The 24408-nt window shown below is 73.3% G+C and carries 17 protein-coding genes and 2 pseudogenes; 9 read left to right on the forward strand and 10 right to left on the reverse strand.

The features are described 5' to 3' along the window. Nucleotides 1-244 precede the first annotated feature (244 nt). The 4 genes from trpB (at nt 245) to lgt (ending at nt 4349) form a co-directional block, all read left to right on the forward strand. Nucleotides 245-1528, forward strand: coding sequence for a tryptophan synthase subunit beta (trpB, locus tag ACFV9J_RS08365; RefSeq protein WP_385351655.1), 1284 nt, complete (start codon nt 245-247; stop codon nt 1526-1528). Further along, on the forward strand, nt 1525-2340 hold the full coding sequence (trpA, locus tag ACFV9J_RS08370) for a tryptophan synthase subunit alpha (protein WP_385351658.1): 816 nt from the start codon (nt 1525-1527) through the stop codon (nt 2338-2340). Before trpB ends, trpA begins: the two co-directional genes overlap by 4 nt. 100 nt (nt 2341-2440) lie before the next feature. Next, nucleotides 2441-3214, forward strand: a complete 774-nt coding sequence (locus ACFV9J_RS08375; protein ID WP_385351661.1) for a DsbA family protein — start codon at nt 2441-2443, stop codon at nt 3212-3214. 76 nt (nt 3215-3290) lie between these two features. Further along, nucleotides 3291-4349 (forward strand): prolipoprotein diacylglyceryl transferase, encoded by a 1059-nt coding sequence (gene lgt / locus ACFV9J_RS08380; RefSeq protein ID WP_385351663.1) that lies wholly within the window; start codon nt 3291-3293, stop codon nt 4347-4349. Between the two features lie 74 nt (nt 4350-4423). Here the strand turns inward: lgt and ACFV9J_RS08385 are convergent, their stop codons facing one another. From ACFV9J_RS08385 to ACFV9J_RS08410, 6 genes are read right to left on the reverse strand one after another with little or no spacing between them, the layout of a single operon-like run. Further along, the gene (locus ACFV9J_RS08385; protein ID WP_385351666.1) at nt 4424-5248 is read right to left on the reverse strand and encodes an HpcH/HpaI aldolase/citrate lyase family protein; all 825 of its coding nucleotides are present in this window, start codon (nt 5246-5248) and stop codon (nt 4424-4426) included. After that, nucleotides 5245-6474, reverse strand: a complete 1230-nt coding sequence (locus tag ACFV9J_RS08390; protein ID WP_385351669.1) for a CaiB/BaiF CoA transferase family protein — start codon at nt 6472-6474, stop codon at nt 5245-5247. Before ACFV9J_RS08390 ends, ACFV9J_RS08385 begins: the two co-directional genes overlap by 4 nt. Next, nucleotides 6417-7835, reverse strand: coding sequence for an ADP-ribosylglycohydrolase family protein (locus tag ACFV9J_RS08395; RefSeq protein WP_385351672.1), 1419 nt, complete (start codon nt 7833-7835; stop codon nt 6417-6419). The genes ACFV9J_RS08390 and ACFV9J_RS08395 overlap by 58 nt, the downstream gene beginning before the upstream one ends. Next, nucleotides 7823-9001: an ADP-ribosylglycohydrolase family protein gene (locus ACFV9J_RS08400; protein ID WP_385351674.1), complete on the reverse strand. Its 1179-nt coding sequence runs from the start codon at nt 8999-9001 to the stop codon at nt 7823-7825. The genes ACFV9J_RS08395 and ACFV9J_RS08400 overlap by 13 nt, the downstream gene beginning before the upstream one ends. Beyond that, nucleotides 8998-10275, reverse strand: coding sequence for an ADP-ribosylglycohydrolase family protein (locus tag ACFV9J_RS08405; protein WP_385351677.1), 1278 nt, complete (start codon nt 10273-10275; stop codon nt 8998-9000). Before ACFV9J_RS08405 ends, ACFV9J_RS08400 begins: the two co-directional genes overlap by 4 nt. Continuing rightward, entirely contained in the window at nt 10272-12230 is a 1959-nt protein-coding gene (locus ACFV9J_RS08410; RefSeq protein ID WP_385351680.1) for an ADP-ribosylglycohydrolase family protein, read from the reverse strand. Before ACFV9J_RS08410 ends, ACFV9J_RS08405 begins: the two co-directional genes overlap by 4 nt. A 234-nt stretch (nt 12231-12464) precedes the next feature. On the opposite strand from ACFV9J_RS08410, the gene ACFV9J_RS08415 reads away from it, so the two are divergent. The 3 genes from ACFV9J_RS08415 (at nt 12465) to ACFV9J_RS08425 (ending at nt 19647) form a co-directional block, all read left to right on the forward strand. Next, nucleotides 12465-13196, forward strand: coding sequence for a VIT1/CCC1 transporter family protein (locus tag ACFV9J_RS08415; RefSeq protein WP_385351683.1), 732 nt, complete (start codon nt 12465-12467; stop codon nt 13194-13196). A 384-nt stretch (nt 13197-13580) separates the two neighbouring features. Then, entirely contained in the window at nt 13581-18191 is a 4611-nt protein-coding gene (gltB, locus tag ACFV9J_RS08420) for a glutamate synthase large subunit (protein ID WP_385351686.1), read from the forward strand. Next, nucleotides 18184-19647 (forward strand): glutamate synthase subunit beta, encoded by a 1464-nt coding sequence (locus ACFV9J_RS08425; RefSeq protein WP_385351689.1) that lies wholly within the window; start codon nt 18184-18186, stop codon nt 19645-19647. The genes gltB and ACFV9J_RS08425 overlap by 8 nt, the downstream gene beginning before the upstream one ends. Before the next feature lie 140 nt (nt 19648-19787). Here the strand turns inward: ACFV9J_RS08425 and ACFV9J_RS08430 are convergent, their stop codons facing one another. Both ACFV9J_RS08430 and ACFV9J_RS08435 read right to left on the reverse strand, forming a co-directional pair. After that, nucleotides 19788-20705 (reverse strand): chitosanase, encoded by a 918-nt coding sequence (locus ACFV9J_RS08430; RefSeq protein ID WP_385351692.1) that lies wholly within the window; start codon nt 20703-20705, stop codon nt 19788-19790. 13 nt (nt 20706-20718) lie between these two features. Continuing rightward, nucleotides 20719-21654 (reverse strand): rhomboid family intramembrane serine protease, encoded by a 936-nt coding sequence (locus ACFV9J_RS08435; RefSeq protein ID WP_385351694.1) that lies wholly within the window; start codon nt 21652-21654, stop codon nt 20719-20721. 154 nt (nt 21655-21808) lie between these two features. Between ACFV9J_RS08435 and ACFV9J_RS08440 the strand changes: the two are divergent. Together ACFV9J_RS08440 and ACFV9J_RS08445 are read left to right on the forward strand one after the other, a co-directional pair. Then, a pseudogene (locus tag ACFV9J_RS08440) lies at nt 21809-22021 on the forward strand (VWA domain-containing protein); the annotation flags it as partial. Between the two features lie 186 nt (nt 22022-22207). Continuing rightward, nucleotides 22208-22720: pseudogene (locus ACFV9J_RS08445) on the forward strand (VWA domain-containing protein); the annotation flags it as partial. Nucleotides 22721-22739: 19 nt separating this feature from the next. Here ACFV9J_RS08445 and ACFV9J_RS08450 read toward each other — a convergent pair. After that, a complete protein-coding gene (locus tag ACFV9J_RS08450) occupies nt 22740-23369 on the reverse strand; it encodes an SIMPL domain-containing protein (protein ID WP_385351697.1) in 630 nt (209 codons plus the stop codon). 40 nt (nt 23370-23409) lie between these two features. Next, a complete protein-coding gene (locus ACFV9J_RS08455) occupies nt 23410-24360 on the reverse strand; it encodes a hypothetical protein (RefSeq protein WP_385351700.1) in 951 nt (316 codons plus the stop codon). Between the last annotated feature and the right edge of the window lie 48 nt (nt 24361-24408).

A 24408-nucleotide genomic window follows, 5' to 3' on the forward strand; every position in this document is an offset into this window, starting at 1 on the left:
CCCGGGGCTGCCGCGCCCCCGCACGCCGGGTGCACGGCCGCCGGGTGCGGTACGTCATCGGAGACGAACCGGGCCAGGTCAACGGCATGCGATGGCTCACGCGCCCCATAGGGGCGCGGGGGCCCCGTTGAATTTGCGACTCCGTCGCGTGGGCGCGACCAGCCACCCACGGCCGGTAGCCGACAACTGGTCCCCGCCCCCACGGCGATTAGTCCAAACCAGACACTCACCGTGAGGTTCACGCATGCCCAGCAACTTCTTCATCCCCGACCCGGAGGGTCAAGTCCCCTCCGCCGAGGGCTACTTCGGCGCCTTCGGGGGCAAGTTCATCCCCGAGGCCCTCGTCGCGGCGGTCGACGAGGTCGCCGTCGAGTACGACAAGGCCAAGTCCGACCCGGAGTTCGCCCGCGAGCTGGACGACCTCCTCGTCCACTACACCGGCCGCCCGTCCTCCCTCACCGAGGTGCCCCGCTTCGCGGAGCACGCCGGCGGAGCCAGGATCTTCCTCAAGCGCGAGGACCTGAACCACACCGGCTCGCACAAGATCAACAACGTGCTCGGCCAGGCCCTGCTCACCAAGCGCATGGGCAAGACCCGCGTCATCGCCGAGACCGGCGCGGGCCAGCACGGCGTGGCCACGGCGACCGCCTGCGCCCTCTTCGGCCTCGACTGCACCATCTACATGGGCGAGATCGACACCCGCCGCCAGGCGCTCAACGTGGCCCGCATGCGCATGCTCGGCGCCGAGGTCGTCGCCGTGAAGTCCGGCAGCCGCACGCTGAAGGACGCGATCAACGAGGCCTTCCGCGACTGGGTCGCCAACGTCGACCGCACCCACTACCTGTTCGGCACCGTCGCGGGCCCCCACCCCTTCCCGGCGATGGTCCGCGACTTCCACCGCGTCATCGGCGTGGAGGCCAGGCGCCAGCTCCTGGAGCAGGCCGGGCGCCTGCCCGACGCCGCGATCGCCTGCGTCGGCGGCGGCTCCAACGCCATCGGCCTCTTCCACGCCTTCATCCCGGACGCGGACGTCCGCCTCATCGGCTGCGAGCCCGCCGGACACGGTGTGGAGACCGGCGAACACGCGGCGACCCTGACCGCGGGCGAGCCCGGCATCCTGCACGGCTCCCGGTCCTACGTCCTCCAGGACGACGAGGGCCAGATCACCGAGCCGTACTCGATCTCGGCGGGGCTCGACTACCCCGGCATCGGTCCCGAGCACGCCTATCTCAAGGACTCCGGCCGCGGCGAGTACCGCGCGGTCACCGACGACGCCGCCATGCAGGCACTGCGCCTGCTGTCGCGCACCGAGGGCATCATCCCGGCCATCGAGAGCGCCCACGCGCTGGCCGGCGCCCTGGAGGTCGGCCAGGAGCTGGGCAAGGACGGGCTGCTCGTGGTCAACCTGTCCGGCCGCGGCGACAAGGACATGGACACCGCCGCCCGCTACTTCGGGCTGTACGACACCGACGCCGAGGTCGCCGCCGACGAGAGCGGCGCCGCGGAGATCGAGGGGGACGCCAAGTGAGCGGGAACGTACAGCTGCTGAACGACACCCTCGCCGCGGCCAGGTCCGAGGGCCGCGCCGCCCTCATCGCCTACCTCCCGGCCGGGTTCCCGACCGTCACGGGCGGCATCGCGGCGATCAAGGCCGCGCTCGACGGCGGCGCCGACGTCGTCGAGGTGGGCCTGCCGCACAGCGACCCGGTGCTCGACGGCCCCGTGATCCAGACCGCCGACGACATCGCCCTGCGCGGCGGCGTGAAGATCGCCGACGTGATGCGCACGGTCCGCGAGGCCCACGAGGCCACCGGCAAGCCGATCCTCGTCATGACGTACTGGAACCCGATCGACCGCTACGGCGTGGAGCGCTTCACCGCCGAGCTGGCCGAGGCGGGCGGCGCCGGGTGCATCCTGCCCGACCTGCCGGTCCAGGAGTCGGCGCTCTGGAGGGAGCACGCGGACAAGCACGGGCTCGCCACGGTCTTCGTGGTCGCGCCCAGCAGCAAGGACGCGCGGCTCGCCGAGATCACCGCGGCCGGCAGCGGCTTCGTCTACGCCGCCTCCCTCATGGGCGTCACCGGCACCCGTGAGTCGGTCGGCGCGCAGGCCGAGGACCTGGTGCGGCGCACCCGCGCCACCACCGACACCCCGGTCTGCGTCGGCCTCGGCGTCTCCAACGCGGCCCAGGCCGCCGAGGTGGCCGGCTTCGCCGACGGCGTGATCGTCGGCTCGGCCTTCGTCAAGCGGATGCTGGACGCGCCCGACGACGCGGCCGGCCTGGAGGGCGTCCGCGCGCTCGCCGCCGACCTGGCGAAGGGCGTGCGCGGACAGGCGTGAGCACCAGCAGGTGAGCACCAGCACGTGACAGAGGTCCCTCGTACGAGTGGACTCGGGACCGGGGAGGCGCGCTGCGCCTCCCCGGTTCGTTCTGCGGGGTGTGAGCGAGAAGAACCGACAGGGAAAGCGCGGCGCCCGCGAGAAGCTGGCGGCCGAGCGCGAGAAGCAGAAGTCCAGGGACAAGCGCCGCCGTGCGCTGATCGTCGGCGCGAGCGTGGTCTGCGTGCTGGGACTCGCGGCGGTGATCGGCGTGGTCGCCGCGAACGCGGGCAAGGACGACGGCAGCGAGTCGGCCGGTCCGGTCGTCGCACCCTCGGGAGCGCAGGGCAAGGACGGCCTCGCGATCCCCGTCGGCAAGGAGAGCGCCAAGTCCACGCTCACCATCTGGGAGGACTTCCGCTGCCCGGCCTGCAAGGCCTTCGAGCTGGCGTACCGCGACACCATCCACGAGCTGACCGACGCCGGGCAGCTCAAGGTCGAGTACCACCTGGCGACCATCATCGACGGCAACATGGGCGGCACCGGCTCCCGCAAGGCGGCCAACGCCGCCGCCTGCGCCCAGGACGCCGGAGAGTTCCCGCCGTACCACGACGTGCTGTACGACAACCAGCCGCCGGAGACCGACGACGCCTTCGCCGACGAGGACAAGCTGCTCGACCTGGCGGGCAAGGTCGACGGCCTCGACACCACCCTGTTCCAGGAGTGCGTGAAGAACGGCAAGCACAACAGCTGGGTGGAGAAGTCCAACAAGGCCTTCCAGAACGGCGGCTTCAGCGGCACGCCGACCGTGCTCCTGGACGGCAAGAACATCTACCAGGACCGCTCCATGACCCCGGCCAAGCTCAAGCAGATGGTGGAGGACGCCAACAAGTAGCGCGCCCGCTCGTTACGGACCCGTAGCCGGGCTGCCCGCCGCGCCCCCCGTCCGACACGGTAGCGTCGACCCTGCCATGGAACTTGCCTTCATTCCCAGCCCGTCGCGCGGGGTGCTGCACCTCGGTCCCATCCCGCTGCGCGGCTACGCGTTCTGCATCATCATCGGCGTCTTCGTTGCCGTCTGGCTCGGCAACAAGCGCTGGGTCGCCCGGGGCGGGCGGCCGGGCACGGTGGCCGACATCGCGGTCTGGGCCGTTCCCTTCGGCCTGATCGGCGGACGCCTCTACCACGTGATCACGGACTACCAGCTGTACTTCAGCGAGGGCCGTGACTGGGTCGACGCCTTCAAGATCTGGGAGGGCGGCCTCGGCATCTGGGGCGCCATCGCGTTCGGCGCGGTGGGTGCCTGGATCGGTGCCCGCCGCCGGGGCGTCCCGATGCCCGCCTACGCCGACGCCGTCGCCCCCGGCATCGCCCTCGCGCAGGCCATCGGCCGCTGGGGCAACTGGTTCAACCAGGAGTTGTACGGCAAGGCGACCGACCTGCCGTGGGCCGTGGAGATCACCTCGACGGCCGACGGACGGCTGCCGGGCACCTACCACCCGACGTTCCTGTACGAGTCGCTCTGGTGCATCGGCGTCGCGCTGCTCGTCATCTGGGCCGACCGCCGCTTCAAGCTCGGCCACGGGCGCGCCTTCGCCCTGTACGTGGCGGCGTACTGCGCGGGCCGGTTCTGGATCGAGTACATGCGCGTCGACGACGCCCACCACATCCTGGGTCTCAGGCTGAACAACTGGACCGCGCTCTTCGTGTTCCTGCTCGCCGTGCTGTACATCGTGCTCTCGGCGCGGAAGCGGCCGGGCCGGGAGGCCGTGGTGGAGCCGGGCGCGGAGTCCGCCACCGGTGACACCGGCTCCGCGGTGGAAAGGGACGCCGAGGACGCCGAGGACGTCAAGGACACCGAGAACGACGCGGACGACGCGGACGCCGCGGGGAAGACCGACGCGACCGACGCCACCGAGGCCCCCAAGGACACGTCGGGTGCGGACGAAGCAGACGACGCGGATGCCGCGGACGACGCGAAGGACGCCGAGGGCGTGACCAACGGCGCCGACTCCGCCAAGAAGGGCTGACCCCGCCCGCGAGGTACGCCGCCGAGGGCGCCCGGGTCTCTCCGGGCGCCCTTGGCGTATGCCGGGGCCGGGGTTCAGGACAGGGCGGGCCGCCGGGCCAGCGACAGCGTCCGCCGGGCCGTCGCCACCACCGCCGCGTCGATGAACCGGCCGTCCGGCAGCGCCTGCGCACCCGGCTGGACCGTGGCCGCCTTGACGATCGTCTCCGCCTCCTCCAGCTCCCGTTCGGTGGGCAGATAGGCCCGCTCGATGATCGGCAGCTGGCGCGGGTGGATCGCGGCCCGCCCCAGGAAGCCCAGGGCGCGGCCGTGGGCGCAGGACGCCGCCAGGCCCTCCAGGTCCCGGGTGTCCGGATGCACCGTCTGGGACGGCGGCGCCAGGCCCGCCGCCCGCGCGGCCACGACCACGCGCGAGCGCGACCAGTCCAGGCCCGCGTCCCCGCGCACGCCCAGGTCGGCACGGAGGTCCGCCTCGCCGAGGGCGATCCCGCGCAGTGCCGGATGGGCCGCGGCGATCCGGTACGCCCGCTCCACCCCCAGCGCCGTCTCCAGCAGGGCGTACAGCGGCGGTCCGCCGGTCAGCGCGGCGACGCCGGTCACCTGCTCCGGCGACGTCACCTTGGGCAGCCGCAGCCCGGACAGCCCCGGCAGCGCGGCCAGCGCCGCCAGGTCCCCGGCGGCGAGCGGACCGTCCAGGGCGTTGACGCGGACGTGCACCGGCACCGGCTGCGGCTCGGTGAGCAGCTCGGCCGTGGCGTCGCGGGCGTACTCCTTGCGGTCGGCGGCGACCGCGTCCTCCAGGTCGACGACCACCACGTCGGCACCGGCGGCCAGCGCCTTGGCGACCACCGGGGGCCGGTCCCCCGGCACGTACAGCCAGGTCAGCGGGGGTACGGTCATACGACGCCCTCCTCGCGCAGCTCCTTGACGTCCGCCGGGGTGAGCCCAAGCCCGGTCAGCACCTCCTCGGTGTCGGCGCCGTGCGGGCGGCCCGCCCAGCGGATCGCGCCCGGGGTGGCGGAGAGCCGGAAGAGGACGTTCTGCATGCGCAGCGGGCCCAGCTCGGGATCGTCGACCGTGGTGACGGTGTCGAGGGCCTGGTACTGCGGGTCGGCCATGACGTCCCGCACGTCCTGGACCGGCGCGACGGCCGCCTCGGCCTTCTCGAAGGCGGCGAGCACGTCGGCGCGGCGGTGCCGGGCGATCCAGTCCCCGACCGCCGCGTCCAGCACGTCGGCGTGCCGGGCCCGGTCGGCGCCCGTCGCGAACCAGGGCTCGTCGATCAGCTCCGGGCGGCCCACCAGCCGCATCACCCGCTCGGCGACCGACTGGGCCGAGGTGGAGACGGCGACCCAGGTGCCGTCGGCGGTGCGGTAGGTGTTGCGCGGGGCGTTGTTCTGCGAGCGGTTGCCGGTGCGCGGCTGGACGTGGCCGAGCTGGTCGTACCAGAGGGGCTGCGGGCCCAGCACGGTCAGGATCGGCTCGATGATCGCCATGTCGACGACCTGGCCCTCGCCGGTGCGCTCCCGGGCGGCCAGCGCGGTCATCACGGCGTACGCCGTCGCCAGCGCCGCGATCGAGTCCGCGAGGCCGAACGGCGGCAGCGTCGGCGGCGCGTCGGGCTCGCCGGTCATCGCGGCGAAACCGCTCATGGCCTCGGCGAGGGTGCCGAAGCCGGGACGGCGCGCGTACGGCCCGAACTGGCCGAAGCCGGTGACCCGGGTCAGGACCAGGCGCGGGTTGACGGCGGACAGCTCGTCCCAGCCCAGGGCCCACTTCTCCAGGGTGCCCGGCCGGAAGTTCTCGACGACGACGTCGGCGGTGGCGGCGAGCCGCAGCAGGGTGGTGCGCCCGGCGGGTTTCGACAGGTCCAGGGTGATCGTGTGCTTGTTGCGGCCCAGCAGCTTCCACCACAGGCCCACCCCGTCCTTCGAGGGACCGTGTCCCCGGGAGGGGTCGGGCCGGGTGGGGTGCTCGACCTTGATCACCTCGGCGCCGAAGTCGCCGAGCATGGTGGCGGCGAGCGGTCCCGCGAAGAGCGTGGCGAGGTCGAGGACGCGCAGGCCGGTCAGGGGAGCGGAGACGACGGGAGCGGAGACGGGGGCGGGGGCGGCGGGCTCGGGCATGGGCGGGTGGCCTCCCGGTGGGTGAGGTGGGCGAGGGTGTCGAAGCCGGTGCCGTCGAAGTCGCCGACGGAGGTGGCCAGGCGGTTCTTCAGCGGGGCCGTCCAGTGCTCGGGCAGCGCGGCGGGACAACCGGCGAGCAGTGCGGCGACGCCGCCCACGGTGGCGCCGTTGGAGTCGGTGTCCCAGCCGCCGGAGACGACGCGGGAGACCGAGCCGGTGAAGTCGCCGTCCGCGTGGGTGAGCGCGGCGGCGATCAGGGCGGTGTTGGGGATCGCGTGCACCCAGTGGTGGGCCGGGGAGTGGACGGCGTGGAGCCGGTCCACGACCGTGTCGAAGTCGGCGTGCGCGCCCGCGAGCCCTACGGCGTGCCGGACGGCCCCGGCGAGGCGGGAACCGGGCGGGACGACCGCGAGTCCGGCGCGCAGACAGGCGTGCACGTCGGGTGCGCCGTCGGGTGCGGCGGCGGCGATGACGGCCGCCGCGAACATGGCCGCGTGGACGCCGATGCCGGTGTGGCTGAGGGTCGCGTCGCGGTGCGCCTGCTCGGCGGCGGCACCCGGGTCGCCCGGGTTGGTCCAGCCGTGCACGTCGGCGCGGATCAGGGCGCCGATCCACTCGCGGAAGGGATTGCGGTGGCGGGCGGTGTGCGGCGGTTCCAGTCCGGTGAGGAGGTTGCGCAGGGCGACGCGCTCGGCGGTGAAGGTGCGGCCGGGCGGGAGTTCGTCGAGCCAGACGCGGGCCACGTCGCCGGTGGTGAAGGCCCTGCCGTGGCGCCGCAGGAGCAGGAGGGCGAGCAGCGGGTAGTTGAGGTCGTCGTCCTCCGGCATGCCGTCGATGTTCTCGGCGAGGGAGGTCGGCGCGGAGCGACGGTTCCAGGGGTACGCGGTGAGCAGGTCGCCGGGGACGCCCCGGGCGGTGAAGTACACGGTCGGGGGCCAGTTGCCGACGGCCCGGCCGAGCAGCCGGATACCGGTGAGGGAGAGCTTCTCGACGGGTTTGCCGAGGAGGCAGCCGACGGCGCGGCCGAGCCAGGCGGCCTCCAGCCGGCCGGGCGACACACGGGCTCCGGGGTGCGGGGCGGGCCAGTCGGGGCACAGTGCCCTGATCCGGTCGAGTTCCGTCGGCTCGGCCGCCGCCAGGGGACTGGGCAGGCCGGCCAGCTCGTCCAGCAGGTCCTCCGCCAGCCGGCTCAGGCGGGGGGAGGCGGGTCCGGGCGAGGCGCCCGCCCGGGCCGGTGCCTCGCCACCGCCCGCCGCGCGCCAGCGGGCCGCGACCGCCGACGCGTCACGGCCGTCCAGCCGTGCCTGGCGCAGCTCGTGGCCGACCAGGTCCTCGGGCTGGACCCAGGTCAGCCGGAGCATCCGACGCCCCCGATCGCGGCGAACGCCTCCTCGTGGGCCCGGCGGCGCCGTACGTCACGCGCGAAGACCTCCCGCGCGACCGCGGTGAGCGCCGCCGCCGGTTCCCACAGGTCCAGGCGGCTCGCCTCCGCGACGGTCTTGGCCCAGTCCTCCGGGACCGGCGATCCCAGCGCCCCGGCCAGCGCGCCCGCCATGGTGGCGATGGAGTCGCAGTCGCGGCCGTAGTTGACCGCGCCGAGCACCGCGTGCCGGAAGTCGCCGCCGGCCACGAGCAGCATGCCGAGCGCGACCGGCAGTTCCTCGATCGCGTGCAGGCGCGAGGGGCGGCGGGCGCCGAGCGAGGGAGCGCGGTAGTCGGGTCCCACCGTGTCGTACGGGGCCACCGCCGCCCGCAGCGGTGCCAGCGCCGACTCGAAGTCCGAGTGGCGTGCGGCCACCTCGCACCCGGCCTCGATCGCGGCCCGGGTGCCGTCCTTGGCCAGGGACAGACCGGCGGCGACCACCGAGTCCGGGGTCGCGCCCGGCGCGCAGGCCGCGGCCACCGCCGCCGCGAAGACACCGGCCGCCTCCCGGCCGTACGACGACTGGTGCGCGCCCGCGACGTCCAGCGCCTCGGCGTAGGCGGCCGCGGGGTGGGCGGCGTTGACCAGGCCGACCGGGGCCATGTACATCGCGGCACCGCAGTTGACGATGTTGCCGGTGCCCGCCTCGCGCGGGTCCACGTGGCCGTAGTGGATCCGTGCGGCCAGCCACTTCTCCGCGAGGAAGATCCGCTGGAGCGGCAGTGCCTCGGCCTCCAGTTCCGGGATCCAGCGCGGGTTCGCGATCAGGTCCGGGACCAGGTGTTCGGCGACCGCGTAGGCGTCGAGGTGGTCGCGGACCGTGCCGTAGACCCGCACCAGCGCGTGCGTCATCAGGGTGTCGTCGGTGACGTGCCCGTCGCCCTTGTGGTAAGGGGCGATGGGCCGGGCGGTGCGCCAGGCGTCGCCGTTCCAGGGACCGACGACGCCGTGGACGCGGCCGCCGTGGCGTTCGACGATCTGCTCGGGGGAGTAGCCCTCGACGGGGCCGCCGAGGGCGTCGCCGACGGCCGCGCCGACGAGAGCGCCGGTGACGCGCTCGTCGAGGGATGCTGCGGTGCTGTGGTCCTGGGGCGGGGGAGTCATGGGGTGGTGCCTCGTCCTTCCGGTGGGGACGGTTGCGTGGCGTGCAGGAGACCGGCGAGTTCGACCAGGTCGGTGCCGGTGAGCCGGGGCAGTACGCAGCCGGGCAGGGTGCGGCAGGCGTCCCGCCAGGAGGCGGGGATCGACGCGCCGCCGCCGAGGGCGCCGGTGAGGGCGCCGGCCAGCGCGGGTGCGGAGTCCGCGACCCGGGACAGACAGGCCGCCGCCGGGACCGCCTCCGCGATCCGGCCCCGAGCGGCAACGGCCAGGGCGAGGGCGACCGGGACGGTCTCGGCGGCGGCGATGCCGTAGCTGTAGACGTGGTCGACGATGCGGTGCTCCAGGAGCGGGACCAGGGCGAAGGTGCTGTCGGTGGCCGCCGCGAGGGCCAGGGCCTGGCGGGCGTTGCGGCCGATCTCCGTCGCCTCGGGGAGTTCGGCGAGCGCGGCCGTCACGCAGGCGTCCACGTCGGCGCCGTCCAGGGCGCGGGCCAGCGCCGCCGCCATGGCCCGCGCGCCGTGCACACCGTCGCCGTCCTGCGTGTAGCGGGCGTCGAACTCGGCGAGGTCGGCGGCGAGGCGCGGGGCGCCGGGGTGGGCGACGGCGAGGACGCAGGCCCGCACGCAGGCGGCGTCGTCGAAGTAGTGCGGGTTGTCGTGGCCGGTGGCGGGCGGACGCAGCCCGGCGGCGAGGTTGCCGAGCCCGGCCCGTACCGAGATGCGGGCGCGCAGCGGCAGCACCGCGGACTCGGCCTCCGGGGCGCGCTCCGTGGCGGCGGCGACCTCGCTGGCGACGGCGTTCCAGGTCAGGTCGATCGCCGCGCGCATCCGGCGGTCCCGGCTCAGGTCCCCGAGCACGCTGTCGTCGCCTGCCCGCAGCAGGGCCTCCGCGGCGAACGCCGCCCACTCGGCGTCGTCCGAGGGGCCGAGGCGCAGCGGTTCCGGGGGCTGGTTCAGGGCGATCGGGACGGGAAGGGTGGTGGTCGCGTTCTGTTCGGCGAAGGTGTCCAGTTCGCGGGTGAGCCGCCGCGTCCACTCCGGCATGCGGGCGGCCCGGTGCCGGGCGGCCGGCCAGCCGGCGGCGTCTCCCGCGGCGAGCCCGAGGAGGAGGCCCTCGACGCGGGCGGCGAGCGACACCCCACGGGACACCGCGGCCGTTCCCGGCTCGTTCCCCGGCCGGTGCCCGCTCCCACTGGACCCGCCCACCCCCGGCACACCGGGCCCTTCGACATACGCCGTGACGCCCGTCGCCCGGACCTCACCGCGCGCCCTGCTCACGACGTCGCCTCCGCCGCGTGGCCGCCCGGGGCGGGCGGATGCACGGCCGGGCGGGGTGGGGGCCGGGTGCCGCTGTCGCCGAGCGGGAGCGCGCCGGTGGGCGCTTCGCCCGGGACGAGGGGTGCGGCCGTCCAGGGACCCCGCGCCGACTTCTGGTCCGACGCCTCGATCGCCTCCGACGGTGCCCGCCCGGAGTCCCCCGTCACCCACGGCGCATCGCACGGCGCCTGCGCCTCGCCCGGCCGCACCGGCGTTCGTTCCGCGTCCGGAGGTGCCGCCGGCGTCACCGTGTCCGCCGTCGTCGGCTCGACGCCCGGCGGCAGGGCTCCCGCACCCGGCCGTGCCAGCTCCGCGCCGGACGGCCTCTGTTCCGCGCCCCGGGGCGTTTCCACCGCGCTCGGTGGCGGGGCTCCGGTGCTCGGTCGTGCGGGTTTCGGGGCGGGCGTTTCCTGTTCCGTGCTGCGGGGTGTTCGCACCGCGTTCGGCGGTGGGGCTTCCGTGCCCGGTCGTGCGATGTCTGGGCCGGGCGGCCTCTGTTCTGTGCTGCGGGGGGTTCCCATCGCGTTCGGCGGCTGGGCTTGCGTGCCCGGTGGTACGCGTCCCGAGCCGGACGGCCTCTGTTCCGCGCCCCGGGGCGTTTCCACCGCGTTCGGCGGTGGGGCTCCGGTGCTCGGTCGTGCGAGGTCTGGGGCGGGCGGTTCCTGTTCTGTGCTGCGGGGTGTTCGCACCGCGTTCGGCGGTGGGGCTTCCGTGCTCGGCCGGGCGGGGTCTGGGGCGGGCGGTTCCTGTTCTGTGCTGCGGGGTGTTCGCACCGCGTTCGGCGGTGGGGCTTCCGTGCCCGGTGGTACGGGTCCTGAGCCGGACGGCGCCGCCTCCGCGCCCCGGCGCACCCGCACCGTGGTCCCCGGCACCCCCGCCGAACCCCGAGGCACGTTCTCCCGGCCCGCCGCGCCCGGCGGAGCCTCCCGCGTCAGGAGGTCCGCCACCTCCAGGACGTGGTGGCCGGCCATCGACGGGAGGCAGGTGCCGCGGGCCGGGCCGATGGCCCTGGCCCAGTCGGCGGGGATGGCGTGGACGCCGCGGGTCGCGCCGGCCAGGGCGCCGGCCACCGCGGCGGTGGTGTCGGCGTCGCGGCCCATGTTGACGGCCGTCAGCACGGAGTCCGTGAAGTCGCCGTCGGCCGCCGCGTACGCGCCGAAGGCGAGGGCGACCGCCTCGGGGGCCAGGTCGGTCCACGGGTAGCCGCCGATGACCACCGCGGACCGCACCGCGCGCTCGCCGCGGTGGGCCGCCGTCAGCGCGCGGCGCAGACAGCGCGCCGTCCAGGAGTCGTCCGGGACTACGGCCAGGGCGGAGGCCACCACCGCGACGGTCGACGCCCCGGCCATCGCCGCCGCGACGCCCGCCGCCACCGCCTGGCCGCCGTAGATGCCCTCGCCCTCGTGGCTGACCGAGCCGTCGATCGCCGCCAGCCGGGCCGCCTCGGCGGGCCGCCCGGCCGCGAACACGCCGTGCGGCGCGGCCCGCATGGCCAGCCCGTCGCTCCAGGCGTGCCGGTGCTGGGCCGAGATCGGGGCGGCCAGGCCCCGGCGCAGGTTCTCCAGGGTGCCGCGTTCGCTGAAGCCCGCGCCGCGGAACGGACCCTCCTCCCGGTCCGCGATCCACTCGTGCCACGCCGCCTCCACATGGGCCGGGGTGAGCGCGCTGCCGTGGCGGGCCAGCAGCAGGCCCGAGAAGATCGCGTACTCGGTGTCGTCGGTACCGGCGGGCCGGTCGGCCACGTACCCCGTGATGCGGCCCCAGCGGGCCCGGATCTCGGAGGGCTTCATGTTCTCGGCCGGCGCTCCGAGGGCGTCCCCGACGGCCAGTCCGAGCAGCGCGCCCCGGGCCCGGTCGCGGAGCCCGACGGCGTCCTGCGGCGCGGGGGCCGGGGGAATGCAGGCGGTGGATGCCATGCGGCCTCTCCTCTCCCTCCGCACATCTGTCCCCGGTGCGGTGCGCGCCGCAGCCGAACCGGGGCCGGTGTCACCCGGTCGACATATGAGCGGACAAGATCACGGATGAGTGCCGAGAGGTAAAACCGCAGGTAAGCCCAGCCTTTCCTTGCTGGCGAGACGGAAATGATCGGCGTAGATTGGGCGTTGTTAAAAAGTGGAATGAGTCCAAACTAGCTTTCCGGGGGAACCCTCATGGCCATCATCGAGACCGAGGCGCCGCTGCACGAGGCGCACCGCGACAACCACACCCACCGCGACGTGAACGGCGGCTGGCTGCGCCCCGCCGTCTTCGGCGCGATGGACGGACTGGTCTCCAACCTCGCCCTCATGACCGGCGTCGCCGGCGGTACGGCGAGCCAGCAGACCGTGGTGATCAGCGGGCTCGCCGGACTGGCCGCCGGCGCCTTCTCCATGGCCGCCGGCGAGTACACCTCCGTCGCCTCCCAGCGCGAGCTGGTCGAGGCCGAGCTGGACGTGGAGCGCCGCGAGCTGCGCAAGCACCCGGCGGACGAGGAGGCCGAGCTGGCCGCGCTCTACGAGGCGCGCGGCGTCGAGCCGGAGCTGGCCCGCGAGGTGGCCCGCCAGCTGTCCAGCGACCCCGAGCAGGCGTTGGAGATACACGCCCGCGAGGAGCTGGGCATCGACCCCTCCGACCTGCCCTCGCCGACGGTCGCGGCCGTGTCCTCGTTCGGATCCTTCGCGCTGGGCGCCCTGCTCCCCGTCCTGCCGTTCCTGCTCGGCGCCGGTGCGCTGTGGCCCGCCGTGCTGCTCGCGCTGGCCGGGCTGTTCCTGTGCGGCGCGGTGGTCGCCAAGGTCACGGCCCGCAGCTGGTGGTACAGCGGCCTGCGACAGCTCGCCCTCGGCGGCGCGGCGGCCGGTGTGACGTATCTCCTGGGCAGCCTGTTCGGAACGGCCGTAGGATAGTCCGGCTCGAACTTATGCGGCGGGCCGCATAAGTAGCCGTTACTCGCAGGTTTCCAGTGCGTAATCTCCGGGCATGAGCCGTAAGCGCTGCGGGCAACGAAGCCTGCCGTGCACGCGCGGAGTGGGCGACGACGCCCCTTCCGCTCCCCCGGACCGACGGACACCGATCTGTCCGCCTCGGTCTCCATAGCTTCCCCCGCGGGTGCGGAACCCCCACCGCACCCCGTCGGTGTCCGCATGCTGGAACGGATTGTCCCGTTTACCGAGAACCAATCCATCATGTAACCTGCACCAAATTTTTCAGCCACTGATGCACCCACCGCAGAGGGCCAACGTCGTCCCTCGGCACTTGCCACATGCCAGATGACGACGACGGGAGAGCCGATGCGTACGCCGCGCCAGCCGTCCCAGCACTCCGAGAGTGGCCAGAACTGGTCCTTCATGGATGCTCGCCCTGCCGCGCAGGGTATGTACGACCCCCGCAACGAACACGACGCGTGCGGCGTCGGTTTCGTCGCCACCCTCACCGGCGAGGCGTCCCACACCCTGGTCGACCAGGCGCTCACCGTGCTGCGCAACCTGGAACACCGCGGCGCCACCGGCTCCGAGCCCGACTCGGGCGACGGCGCCGGCATCCTCTCCCAGGTGCCCGACGCGTTCTTCCGCGAGGTGGCCGGACTCGAGCTGCCGGAGCCCGGGGCGTACGCCGTCGGCATCGCCTTCCTGCCGGTCGACGGCACCGAGGACGCCGTCTCGCGCATCGAGACGATCGCGCACGAGGAGGGCCTCACCGTCCTCGGCTGGCGCGAGGTCCCGGTCGCCCCGCAGATGCTGGGCGCGACCGCCCGCTCCACCATGCCGGTCTTCCGCCAGATCTTCGTGGGTGACGGCTCCTCGCGGGGCATCGCCCTGGACCGCCACGCCTTCGCGCTGCGCAAGCGCGCCGAGCGCGAGGCCGGTGTCTACTTCCCGTCGCTGTCCGCGCGGACCATCGTCTACAAGGGCATGCTGACCACCGGCCAGCTGGAGCCGTTCTTCCCGGACCTGTCCGACCGCCGCTTCGCCTCCGCGATCGCGCTCGTGCACTCCCGGTTCTCCACCAACACCTTTCCGTCGTGGCCGCTCGCCCACCCGTACCGCTTCGTCGCGCACAACGGCGAGATCAACACGGTCAAGGGCAACCGCAACTGGATGCGCGCCCGCGAGTCCCAGCTGGCGTCGAACCTGTTCGGGTCATCTGCGGACCTGGAGCGGATCTTCCCGATCTGTACGCCGGACGCCTCGGACTCCGCCTCCTTCGACGAGGTGCTGGAACTGCTCCACCTCGGCGGGCGCTCGCTGCCGCACTCCGTGCTGATGATGATCCCGGAGGCGTGGGAGAACCACGCCTCCATGGACGCGGACCGGCGCGCCTTCTACCAGTTCCACTCCACGATGATGGAGCCCTGGGACGGTCCCGCCTGCGTCACCTTCACCGACGGCACCCAGGTCGGCGCGGTCCTCGACCGCAACGGTCTGCGCCCCGGCCGCTACTGGGTCACCGACGACGGCCTCGTCGTCCTCGGCTCCGAGGTCGGCGTCCTCGACATCGACCCCGCCAAGGTCGTCCGCAAGGGCCGCCTCCAGCCCGGCCGCATGTTCCTCGTGGACACCGCCGAGCACCGCATCATCGAGGACGACGAGATCAAGGCCCAGCTCGCCGGCGAGCAGCCGTACGGCGAGTGGATGGAAGCCGGCGAGATCGAGCTGTCCGACCTGCCCGAGCGCGAGCACATCGTGCACACCCACGCCTCGGTCACCCGCCGCCAGCAGACCTTCGGGTACACCGAGGAGGAGCTGCGCGTCCTCGTCGCGCCGATGGCCAAGGCGGGCGCCGAGCCGATCGGCTCCATGGGCACCGACTCGCCGATCGCCGCGCTCTCCGAGCGGCCCCGGCTGCTCTTCGACTACTTCACCCAGCTCTTCGCCCAGGTCACCAACCCGCCGCTGGACGCGATCCGCGAGGAACTGGTCACCTCGCTGCGCTCCTCGCTCGGCCCGCAGGGCAACCTGCTGGACCCGACGGCCGCCTCGTGCCGCAGCGTCCTGCTGCCCTTCCCGGTGATCGACAACGACGAGCTGGCCAAGCTCATCCACATCAACGCCGACGGCGACATGCCCGGCTTCAAGGCCGCGACCCTCTCCGGTCTCTACCGGGTGCACGGCGGCGGCGACACGCTGGCCGCGCGCATAGAGGAGATCTGCGCCGAGGCCGACGCCGCCATCGAGAACGGCGCCCGGCTGATCGTCCTGTCCGACCGCCACTCGGACGCCGAGCACGCGCCGATCCCCTCGCTGCTGCTCACCGCGGCCGTCCACCACCACCTCATCCGCACCAAGCAGCGCACCGAGGTGGGCCTGCTGGTCGAGGCCGGCGACGTCCGCGAGGTCCACCACGTCGCCCTGCTCATCGGCTTCGGCGCCGCCGCGGTCAACCCGTACCTGGCGATGGAGTCCGTCGAGGACCTGGTCCGGGCCGGCACCTTCCTGCAGACCGACGACGGCGAGCCCGAGCAGGCCATCCGCAACCTGATCTACGCGCTCGGCAAGGGCGTCCTCAAGGTCATGTCCAAGATGGGCATCTCCACCGTCGCCTCCTACCGCGGCGCCCAGGTCTTCGAGGCCGTCGGCCTCGACGAGGAGTTCGTCGCCGAGTACTTCAACGGCACCGCCACCAAGATCGGCGGCGTCGGCATCGACGTCGTCGCCAAGGAGGTCGCCGCCCGCCACGCCAAGGCCTACCCGGCCAGCGGCATCGCGCCGGCCCACCGCGCCCTGGAGATCGGCGGCGAGTACCAGTGGCGCCGCGAGGGCGAGCCGCACCTGTTCGACCCGGAGACGGTCTTCCGCCTCCAGCACTCCACGCGCTCCGGCACGTACGAGATCTTCAAGAAGTACACCGAGCGCGTCAACGAGCAGTCCGAGCGGCTGATGACGCTGCGCGGCCTGTTCGGCTTCAAGACCGGCGACGGCGGCCGGCAGCCGATCCCGCTCGACGAGGTCGAGCCCGTCTCCGAGATCGTCAAGCGCTTCTCCACCGGCGCCATGTCGTACGGCTCCATCTCCCAGGAGGCGCACGAGACCCTCGCCATCGCCATGAACCAGCTGGGCGGCAAGTCCAACACCGGTGAGGGCGGCGAGGACCCGGAGCGCCTGTACGACCCGGCGCGCCGGTCCAGCATCAAGCAGGTCGCCTCCGGCCGCTTCGGCGTCACGAGCGAGTACCTGGTCAACGCGGACGACATCCAGATCAAGATGGCCCAGGGCGCCAAGCCCGGCGAGGGCGGCCAGCTGCCCGGCCACAAGGTGTACCCCTGGGTCGCCAAGACCCGGCACAGCACCCCCGGCGTCGGCCTGATCTCCCCGCCGCCGCACCACGACATCTACTCCATCGAGGACCTGGCCCAGCTGATCCACGACCTGAAGAACGCGAACCCGCAGGCGCGGATCCACGTCAAGCTGGTCTCCGAGGTCGGCGTCGGCACGGTCGCGGCGGGCGTGTCCAAGGCGCACGCGGACGTGGTGCTGATCTCCGGCCACGACGGCGGCACGGGTGCTTCGCCCCTGACGAGTCTCAAGCACGCGGGCGGCCCCTGGGAGCTGGGCCTCGCCGAGACCCAGCAGACCCTGCTGCTCAACGGCCTGCGCGACCGCATCGTCGTCCAGACCGACGGCCAGCTCAAGACCGGCCGCGACGTCGTCATCGCCGCGCTGCTGGGCGCCGAGGAGTTCGGTTTCGCCACCGCGCCGCTCGTCGTCTCCGGCTGCGTCATGATGCGCGTCTGCCACCTGGACACCTGCCCGGTCGGCATCGCCACCCAGAACCCGGTGCTGCGCGAGCGGTTCTCCGGGAAGGCCGAGTACATCGTCAACTTCTTCCGGTTCATCGCCGAGGAGGTCCGCGAGATCCTCGCCGAGCTGGGCTACCGCACCATCGAGGAGGCCGTCGGCCACGCCGAGACCCTCGACGTGACCCGCGCGGTCGACCACTGGAAGGCGCAGGGCCTCGACCTCGAGCCGCTGTTCCACGTGCCCGCGCTGGCCGAGGGCGCGGTGCGCCACCGGGCCGTCGCCCAGGACCACGGCCTGGAGAAGGCGCTCGACAACCAGCTGATCAAGCTCGCCTCCGACGCGCTGGCCGCCGCGGACGCCACCCAGGCCGCCCCGGTGCGCGCCCAGGTCGCGATCCGCAACATCAACCGCACGGTCGGCACCATGCTCGGCCACGAGGTCACCAAGAAGTTCGGCGGCGGCGGACTGCCCGACGACACCGTCGACATCACCTTCACCGGCTCCGCGGGACAGTCCTTCGGCGCCTTCGTCCCGCGCGGCATCACGCTGCGCCTGGAGGGCGACGCCAACGACTACGTCGGCAAGGGCCTGTCCGGCGGCCGGATCGTCGTCCGCCCCGACCGGGGCGCCGACCACCTCGCCGAGTACTCCACCATCGCCGGCAACACCATCGGCTACGGCGCCACCGGCGGCGAGATGTTCCTGCGCGGCAAGGTCGGCGAGCGCTTCTGCGTCCGCAACTCCGGCGCGCTGGTCGTCTCCGAGGGCGTCGGCGACCACGGCTGCGAGTACATGACCGGCGGCCACGCGGTCGTCCTCGGCGAGACCGGGCGCAACTTCGCGGCCGGCATGTCCGGCGGCATCGCCTACGTCGTCGACCTCGACCGCGACAACGTCAACGTCGGCAACGTCGACGCCGTCCAGGCCCTGGACGACGCCGACAGGGAGTGGCTGCACGACGTGGTGCGCCGCCACGCCGAGGAGACCGGGTCCACGGTCGCGGGCAAGCTGCTCGCCGACTGGCCCGTCGCCGTGGAGCGCTTCAGCAAGATCATCCCCAGCACGTACCAGGCAGTGCTCGCCGCCAAGGACGCCGCCGAGCGGGCCGGTCTCTCCGAGACCGAGACCACCGAGAAGATGATGGAGGCGGCGACCAATGGCTGATCCCAAGGGCTTTCTCAACCACGGACGCGAGGTCGCCAGGACCCGCCCCGTCGACGAGCGCGTCAAGGACTGGAGCGAGGTCTACGTCCCCGGCTCCCTGCTGCCGATCATCAGCAAGCAGGCCAGCCGCTGCATGGACTGCGGCATCCCGTTCTGCCACAACGGCTGCCCGCTCGGGAACCTGATCCCCGAGTGGAACGACTACGCCTACCGCGAGGACTGGTCGGCGGCGTCCGAGCGCCTGCACGCCACCAACAACTTCCCGGAGTTCACCGGCCGCCTGTGCCCGGCCCCGTGCGAGTCGGCGTGCGTGCTCGGCATCAACCAGCCGCCGGTCACCATCAAGAACGTCGAGGTCTCCATCATCGACAAGGCGTGGGAGACCGGGGACGTCGCCCCGCAGATCCCCGAGCGCCTGTCCGGCAAGACCGTCGCCGTCATCGGCTCCGGCCCGGCGGGCCTGGCCGCCGCCCAGCAGCTCACCCGGGCCGGCCACACCGTCGCCGTCTACGAGCGCGCGGACCGCATCGGAGGCCTCCTCCGCTACGGCATCCCCGAGTTCAAGATGGAGAAGCGGCACATCAACCGGCGCATAGAGCAGATGCGCGCCGAGGGCACCCGCTTCCGCACCGGCGTCGAGGTCGGCCGCGACCTGACGGCCACCAGCCTCAAGAAGCGCTACGACGCCGTCGTCATCGCCGCCGGCTCCACCACCGCCCGCGACCTGCCGGTCCCCGGCCGCGAGCTGAACGGCATCCACCAGGCGATGGAGTACCTGCCGCTGGCCAACAAGGTCCAGGAGGGCGACTACGTGGCGCCCCCGATCACGGCCGAGGGCAAGCACGTCGTCGTCATCGGCGGCGGCGACACCGGCGCCGACTGCGTGGGCACCGCCCACCGCCAGGGCGCGGCCTCCGTCACCCAGCTGGAGATCATGCCCCGGCCCGGCGAGGAGCGGGACGCGGTGCGCCAGCCGTGGCCGACCTTCCCGATGCTCTACAAGGTCACCAGCGCCCACGAGGAGGGCGGCGAGCGGGTCTACGCCGTCTCCACCACCCACTTCGAGGGCGACGAGGACGGCAACGTCCAGTGGCTGCACATGAGCGAGGTCGAGTTCGTCGACGGCAAGCTCACCTCGAAGCCGGGCACCGAGCGGAAGATCCCGGCCCAGCTGGTCACCCTCGCGATGGGCTTCACCGGCACCGACAAGGACAACGGTCTGGTCGACCAGTTCGGCCTGGCGCTCGACGAACGGGGTAACATCGCCCGGGACGCCGACTTCCAGACCAACGTGCCGGGTGTGTTCGTCGCCGGTGACGCCGGCCGCGGCCAGTCGCTCATCGTCTGGGCGATCGCCGAGGGCCGCTCGGCGGCGCGCGGCGCCGACCGCTTCCTGACCGGGGCCAGCGAACTGCCGGCCCCGATCCGCCCGACCGACCGCGCCCTCGCGGTCTGACGGACGGACGACCGTCCTGAGGGGCGGACGACCGTCCTGACGGACGGAACAACCGAAGAACGTCCCGCACAAAGGCGTGCGGAACACTGATGGCGCCTGCCCCGTCCCCGACCGGACCAAGGGCAGGCGCTGTCGCATGCTCAGGGCACCCGGTAGGTGTCCCCGTACATCTCCCACACCAGCGGCGTCGCCAGCTTCAGGTTCCCGGCCGTCAGGAACCGGCGCTGGGCCGTGTCGACGCGAGAGGTGTCGATGCCCGGCCGCTTGGCCCGCATGGCCTGCTCACGGACGTCCAGGAAGGTCTCCAGGTAGGCCTTCTCGGAGCCGCCCTGCCCCGGCGTCCTCGCCTTCGCCATGGCCCGCTCGCGCAGCCCGTAGAAACCCTCGGCGTCGGTGTCGGGGCCGTGGAAGACCATCGCGTCGTAGTAGACGAACTGGCCGAGCGTGCCCAGGCCGTCCAGCTTGGCCAGGCGCACCGCCGGTTCGAAGTAGACCCGGTCGCGCTCCTCCTCCTGCGCCGCGCGGAACGCCGGGACCTCGGCCTCCGCCTGCCAGGCCGCCGTGAAGCCCGGGTCCAGGCCCTCGTGCGAGTCGCTGCCGTCCACCTCGCGCAGCGCGGGCAGGTACTCCGCCAGTCCGTTGTCCGGGTGGCCCTCGGTGTAGCGCTCGACCAGCATGAGCAGGTCGTGGGTGCCGGTGCAGAAGCCGATGATGCCCGCGGTGTACCCGTCGCCGTCGCCGACGTCCTGGATGCTGCCGTAGGCGGTGCGCCACTTCGTGGTCGAGTTCTCGGCGCTGGACACGAGCTGCTGGGCCAGCTCCTTCTTCGCCGGTGCGGCGAGCCCCGGCGGCAGGTCGGCGATGAGCGCGTCGTCCGCCGCCCGCTCCTCCTCGGCCCGGTCCTTGGCGTCGTCGCGGGTCGACCGGGCGGTGGCCGAGGACGACGAGGAGGCGGCCGCGGTGTCCGCCGGGTCCGCCGAGTCGTCCGGCACGGCGAAGTACACGCCCGCGGCGATCACGGGAAGCGCCCCGAGGAGCAGCACTCCGGCACGTTTCATTGGGGGACACCTCTCATAGGGGAACACTTCCGCCGGTCAGTTCCGACACCTTCACCGCCGCCGTCACCGCCAGCAGCACCACCAGCCCGGCCCCCGCCCCGGCCTGCACCGCCACCCGGCGTCCGTCCCGGGGCGCGTACGCGAACGCCAGGGCCAGCGCGCCGCCCATCAGCAGGCCGCCGACATGACCCTGCCACGAGGTGAACCAGGCGGACACCACCAGCCACAGCAGCAGCCCGGCCATGAAACGGTTGACCCGCCCCGTCCCGGCGCCGAGCCTGCGGTGCAGCACGTAGTACGCGGCCCCCACGCCGAAGACCGCACCGGACGCGCCGACCGAGGCCTGCCAGGGATCGGCGAGGACCAGTTCCAGTACGGAACCCCCGAGCGCCGACAGCAGGTACAGGACGGCGAAGCGGACCCGGCCGAGCATCAGCTCCACCACCCGCCCCAACTGCCACAGCACGACCATGTTCACGCTGATGTGCAGAAGTCCGAACGTGCCGTCGAAGGGCGACTGGTGCAAAAACGCGCCGGTGAGCATCCGCTCCCACTCGCCCCCGGCGACACCCTCCACCCGCGGGGGTCCGGAGCCGAGGAACACGCCGTCGCCGATCAGCGGAGTGCCGTCAGGAGCGACCAGCCGCGAACCCACCATGGCGAACCGGTCCACGAGCTCCGGCCGCACCAGCTCCGCCAGGTACGCCAGCACGGTCAGCGCGAACAGCACGTACGTCACCACGGGCGTCGTCGAGATCCGGCCCCCGGCGATGGTCCGGGCCCGCCGGACCGACCGCGCCCCTTCCCGCACGCACTCCGGGCACTGGTGGCCGACGGGCGCCTCGCGCACGCAGTCCGGGCAGATGGACCGCTCGCAGCGGGTGCAGCGGACGTGGCACACCACCGCGGGATGGCGGTAGCAGGTGGTGGCGGTGGACTCGGAATCCACGGGGCCGGCTCCTCGGGACGGTCGGACGGTGAGCCGGTGGGGACGGCGGCGAACAAAATAACGAATGCCGGTGGACCGGCCGGGAGGCGGGGTGCGCCGTGCCGTACCCTCGGCACCCGTACGGCGCACGGCAGGGAAGACAGGGGGAGTCCGCATGGCCGCGATCAGTCTCACCAAGGTGCGGGAGAGCGCGCCCGCGCTGGTCGATCTGTACAAGACCGCCGGGGTGTCGCTCACCAAGCACGGCATGGAGGGGACCCGGGCCGCGGTCTACCTCGTCGTCGACTACTCCGGCTCCATGAAGCCGTACTACAAGGACGGCAGCGTCCAGGCGCTCGCCGACCGCGTGCTGAGCCTGTCCGCCCACCCAGGGCCTGCCGTCTGGATCATGCCGGCGTCGCGGGGCGTGGCACGCACATCTGCCGCGTTGTCGTCGATCGCCGACGCTCCGCGTCGACTCCCTCCTCCGCCTTGCAGCTGCACGCACCACGCCCCGCTCGGGTCGGCCGGGAGGCGCCGTCGCTCTCAGCCGGCCTGATCCAGACGGCAGGCCCTGCACGACGACGGCACCGTCCCGGTGGTGTTCTTCTCCACCGACGTCGACGCCGTCACCGACATCGCGCTCACCGACCACCAGGGCCGGATCGAGCGGATCGTGGCCGGTCTCGGGCACATGGGCAAGACCAGCTACCACCTGGCCATGGACGCCGTCATCGACCACTACCTGGACAGCGGCGCCCGCCACCCCGCCCTGGTCGTCTTCCAGACCGACGGCGGCCCGATCAACCGGCTCGCCGCCGAACGCTACCTGTGCAAGGCGGCGCCGCTGCCGCTGTTCTGGCAGTTCGTCGGCTTCGGCGACCCCGGCAGCCGCCAGTTCGAGTACCTGCGGGGGCTCGACGAACTCGCGGTGCCCGGCAAGCGGGTGATCGACAACGCCGGGTTCTTCCACGCGGGCCGCGACCCGCGGAAGGTGACCGACGCCGAGCTGTACGACCGGCTGGTGGGCGAGTTCCCCCAGTGGCTGGCGGCCGCCCGCGCCCAGGGGATCGTGCGGCCCTCCTGAAGGCGCCCGAGCGCGCCGGTCAGTGCCGCAGGGAGAAGCCCAGCACGACCCGGGCGGACACCTCCACCGCGCCCGGAGCCAGCACGCCGGGCGGGCCGCCGCCCGCGGAGGCCCGGAACGCGGCGACGGGCTCCGCCTCCACGTCCTGGATGTGCAGTACCGGCCCCAGCCGCGCGTCCGCCGCCTCCGCGTACACCTGGGCCTTGCGGCGGGCCGCGGCCACCGCCCTGCGCCGTGCCTCGTCGAGCAGCGCCGGCCTGTCGCGCACGTCGAACTCCACGCCGTCGATCCGGTGCGCGCCCGCGTCGACCACGTCCGCGATCAGCCGCTCCAGGTCGTCCAGCGCCCCCGTCTCCACCGAGTACGAGGCCTGGCACCGGTACCCGAGCAGCGTCCGGCCACGGGCGTGACCGTCGTACTCCGAGCTGAGGCCCAGCCGGGAACCCGACACCGAGGCGTCCGGCACGCCGTGCCGCCGCAGCACCTCCCGCAGCCGGGCCACGGCCTCCCCGGCCCGCTGGAAGGCCTGCTCCGGCGACGGTTCCAGCACGTCCACCGCCGGCCGCACCCGAGCGAGCGACGGCTCGGCCCGCACCGTGCCCGAGCCGAACACACTGATGCCCCACGGTTCTTCGATGGCCTGTGTCATAAGGGCATTGAAGCAGCGGCCCCGCACCCCGCGCGGCGACTTACGTGTCGCACTCCAGCACCGTCCGGCACAGCCCGCACCGCGCCCGGACCCGCCCCCGCACCGGCACCCTGATCCGCTGGTGGCAGGTCGGACAGGGGAACGACACCCGCAGCTGCCCCGGCGCCTGAGCGGTGAAGGCGTACGGGCCGCCGTCCGCCGCCGGGCCGCCGTCCGCCGCCGGGCCGCCGTCCGCCGCCGGGCCGCCGGCCACCGCCCCGGCGGGGTGCGGGTCCTGCGCGTGCCGGCGGTCCCGGGCGTAGCGGCGGCGGCCCGCCCAGCCGGCCGCGGTCAACGGCGGCTGCTGCTCGTCCCGGCGCGCCCGGGCCAGGCCCTTGCCGTACGCCGTGTAGGCCTGCGGACTCGTGAACCACACCGACGGGTCCTCGCCGAACACCAGCGCCCGCTTGGCCAGGACGTAGCCGAACTCCTCCGGGGTCAGGTACCCCAGCTTCTGCGAGGACGCCGCGTCCTCCCGGTAGGCGTCGAGCAGCAGCCAGCCGGCGCCCAGGTACGTCGTCGCCGTGTCGGTGAGGATCTCGTTGTCCCGGGTGGAGGGGAAGGCCAGGTCGAGGCGGTGCAGATACACGTGCATCACCTCGTGCGCGAGGGCCGCGCCGATGTCTTGGCGATGGGTGCGGAAGCGGTCGTTCAGCTCGACGAAGTACTCCGGGCCCGCCGTGAGTTCCACGTTCGCCGCGTGGGTCATCTCGCGGAAGGACACGATCATGCGGGCGTCGGGCAGCCGGTAGTGCCGCACCAGCTCGTGCGCCACCCGCTGCGTACCCAGGTACAGGTCGTCCGTGTCGCAGAACGCCACGTCCACCGGGGCCACACTGGCCGAGAACGTCCGCACGGTGTCGTACGACAGCCGCCGGTACAGCGCCGTGACCGCCGCCCGCACCGTCTCCAGGTGCGGGAACCCGTGCTCGACCGGTCCGCCGTTCGCCACGTCCGACCCCCAAGGCGCCTGAACCCTGCCCCCACTGTACGAGCCGCA

It is taken from the genome of Streptomyces sp. NPDC059906 (genome assembly GCF_042730645.1).
Taxonomy (GTDB): domain Bacteria; phylum Actinomycetota; class Actinomycetes; order Streptomycetales; family Streptomycetaceae; genus Streptomyces; species Streptomyces rubrogriseus.

Excerpts from the sequence above, each read along its gene's own strand:
- ACFV9J_RS08400 (WP_385351674.1), bottom strand. The coding sequence starts at position 9,001 with ATGACTCCCCCGCCCCAGGACCACAGCACCGCAGCATCCCTCGACGAG.
- ACFV9J_RS08425 (WP_385351689.1), top strand. The coding sequence starts at position 18,184 with ATGGCTGATCCCAAGGGCTTTCTCAACCACGGACGCGAGGTCGCCAGG.
- ACFV9J_RS08385 (WP_385351666.1), bottom strand. The coding sequence starts at position 5,248 with ATGACCGTACCCCCGCTGACCTGGCTGTACGTGCCGGGGGACCGGCCC.
- ACFV9J_RS08410 (WP_385351680.1), bottom strand. The coding sequence starts at position 12,230 with ATGGCATCCACCGCCTGCATTCCCCCGGCCCCCGCGCCGCAGGACGCC.
- ACFV9J_RS08430 (WP_385351692.1), bottom strand. The coding sequence starts at position 20,705 with ATGAAACGTGCCGGAGTGCTGCTCCTCGGGGCGCTTCCCGTGATCGCC.
- gltB (WP_385351686.1), top strand. The coding sequence starts at position 13,581 with ATGCGTACGCCGCGCCAGCCGTCCCAGCACTCCGAGAGTGGCCAGAAC.
- ACFV9J_RS08415 (WP_385351683.1), top strand. The coding sequence starts at position 12,465 with ATGGCCATCATCGAGACCGAGGCGCCGCTGCACGAGGCGCACCGCGAC.
- ACFV9J_RS08395 (WP_385351672.1), bottom strand. The coding sequence starts at position 7,835 with ATGCTCCGGCTGACCTGGGTCCAGCCCGAGGACCTGGTCGGCCACGAG.
- lgt (WP_385351663.1), top strand. The coding sequence starts at position 3,291 with ATGGAACTTGCCTTCATTCCCAGCCCGTCGCGCGGGGTGCTGCACCTC.
- ACFV9J_RS08450 (WP_385351697.1), bottom strand. The coding sequence starts at position 23,369 with ATGACACAGGCCATCGAAGAACCGTGGGGCATCAGTGTGTTCGGCTCG.
- trpB (WP_385351655.1), top strand. The coding sequence starts at position 245 with ATGCCCAGCAACTTCTTCATCCCCGACCCGGAGGGTCAAGTCCCCTCC.
- ACFV9J_RS08390 (WP_385351669.1), bottom strand. The coding sequence starts at position 6,474 with ATGCCCGAGCCCGCCGCCCCCGCCCCCGTCTCCGCTCCCGTCGTCTCC.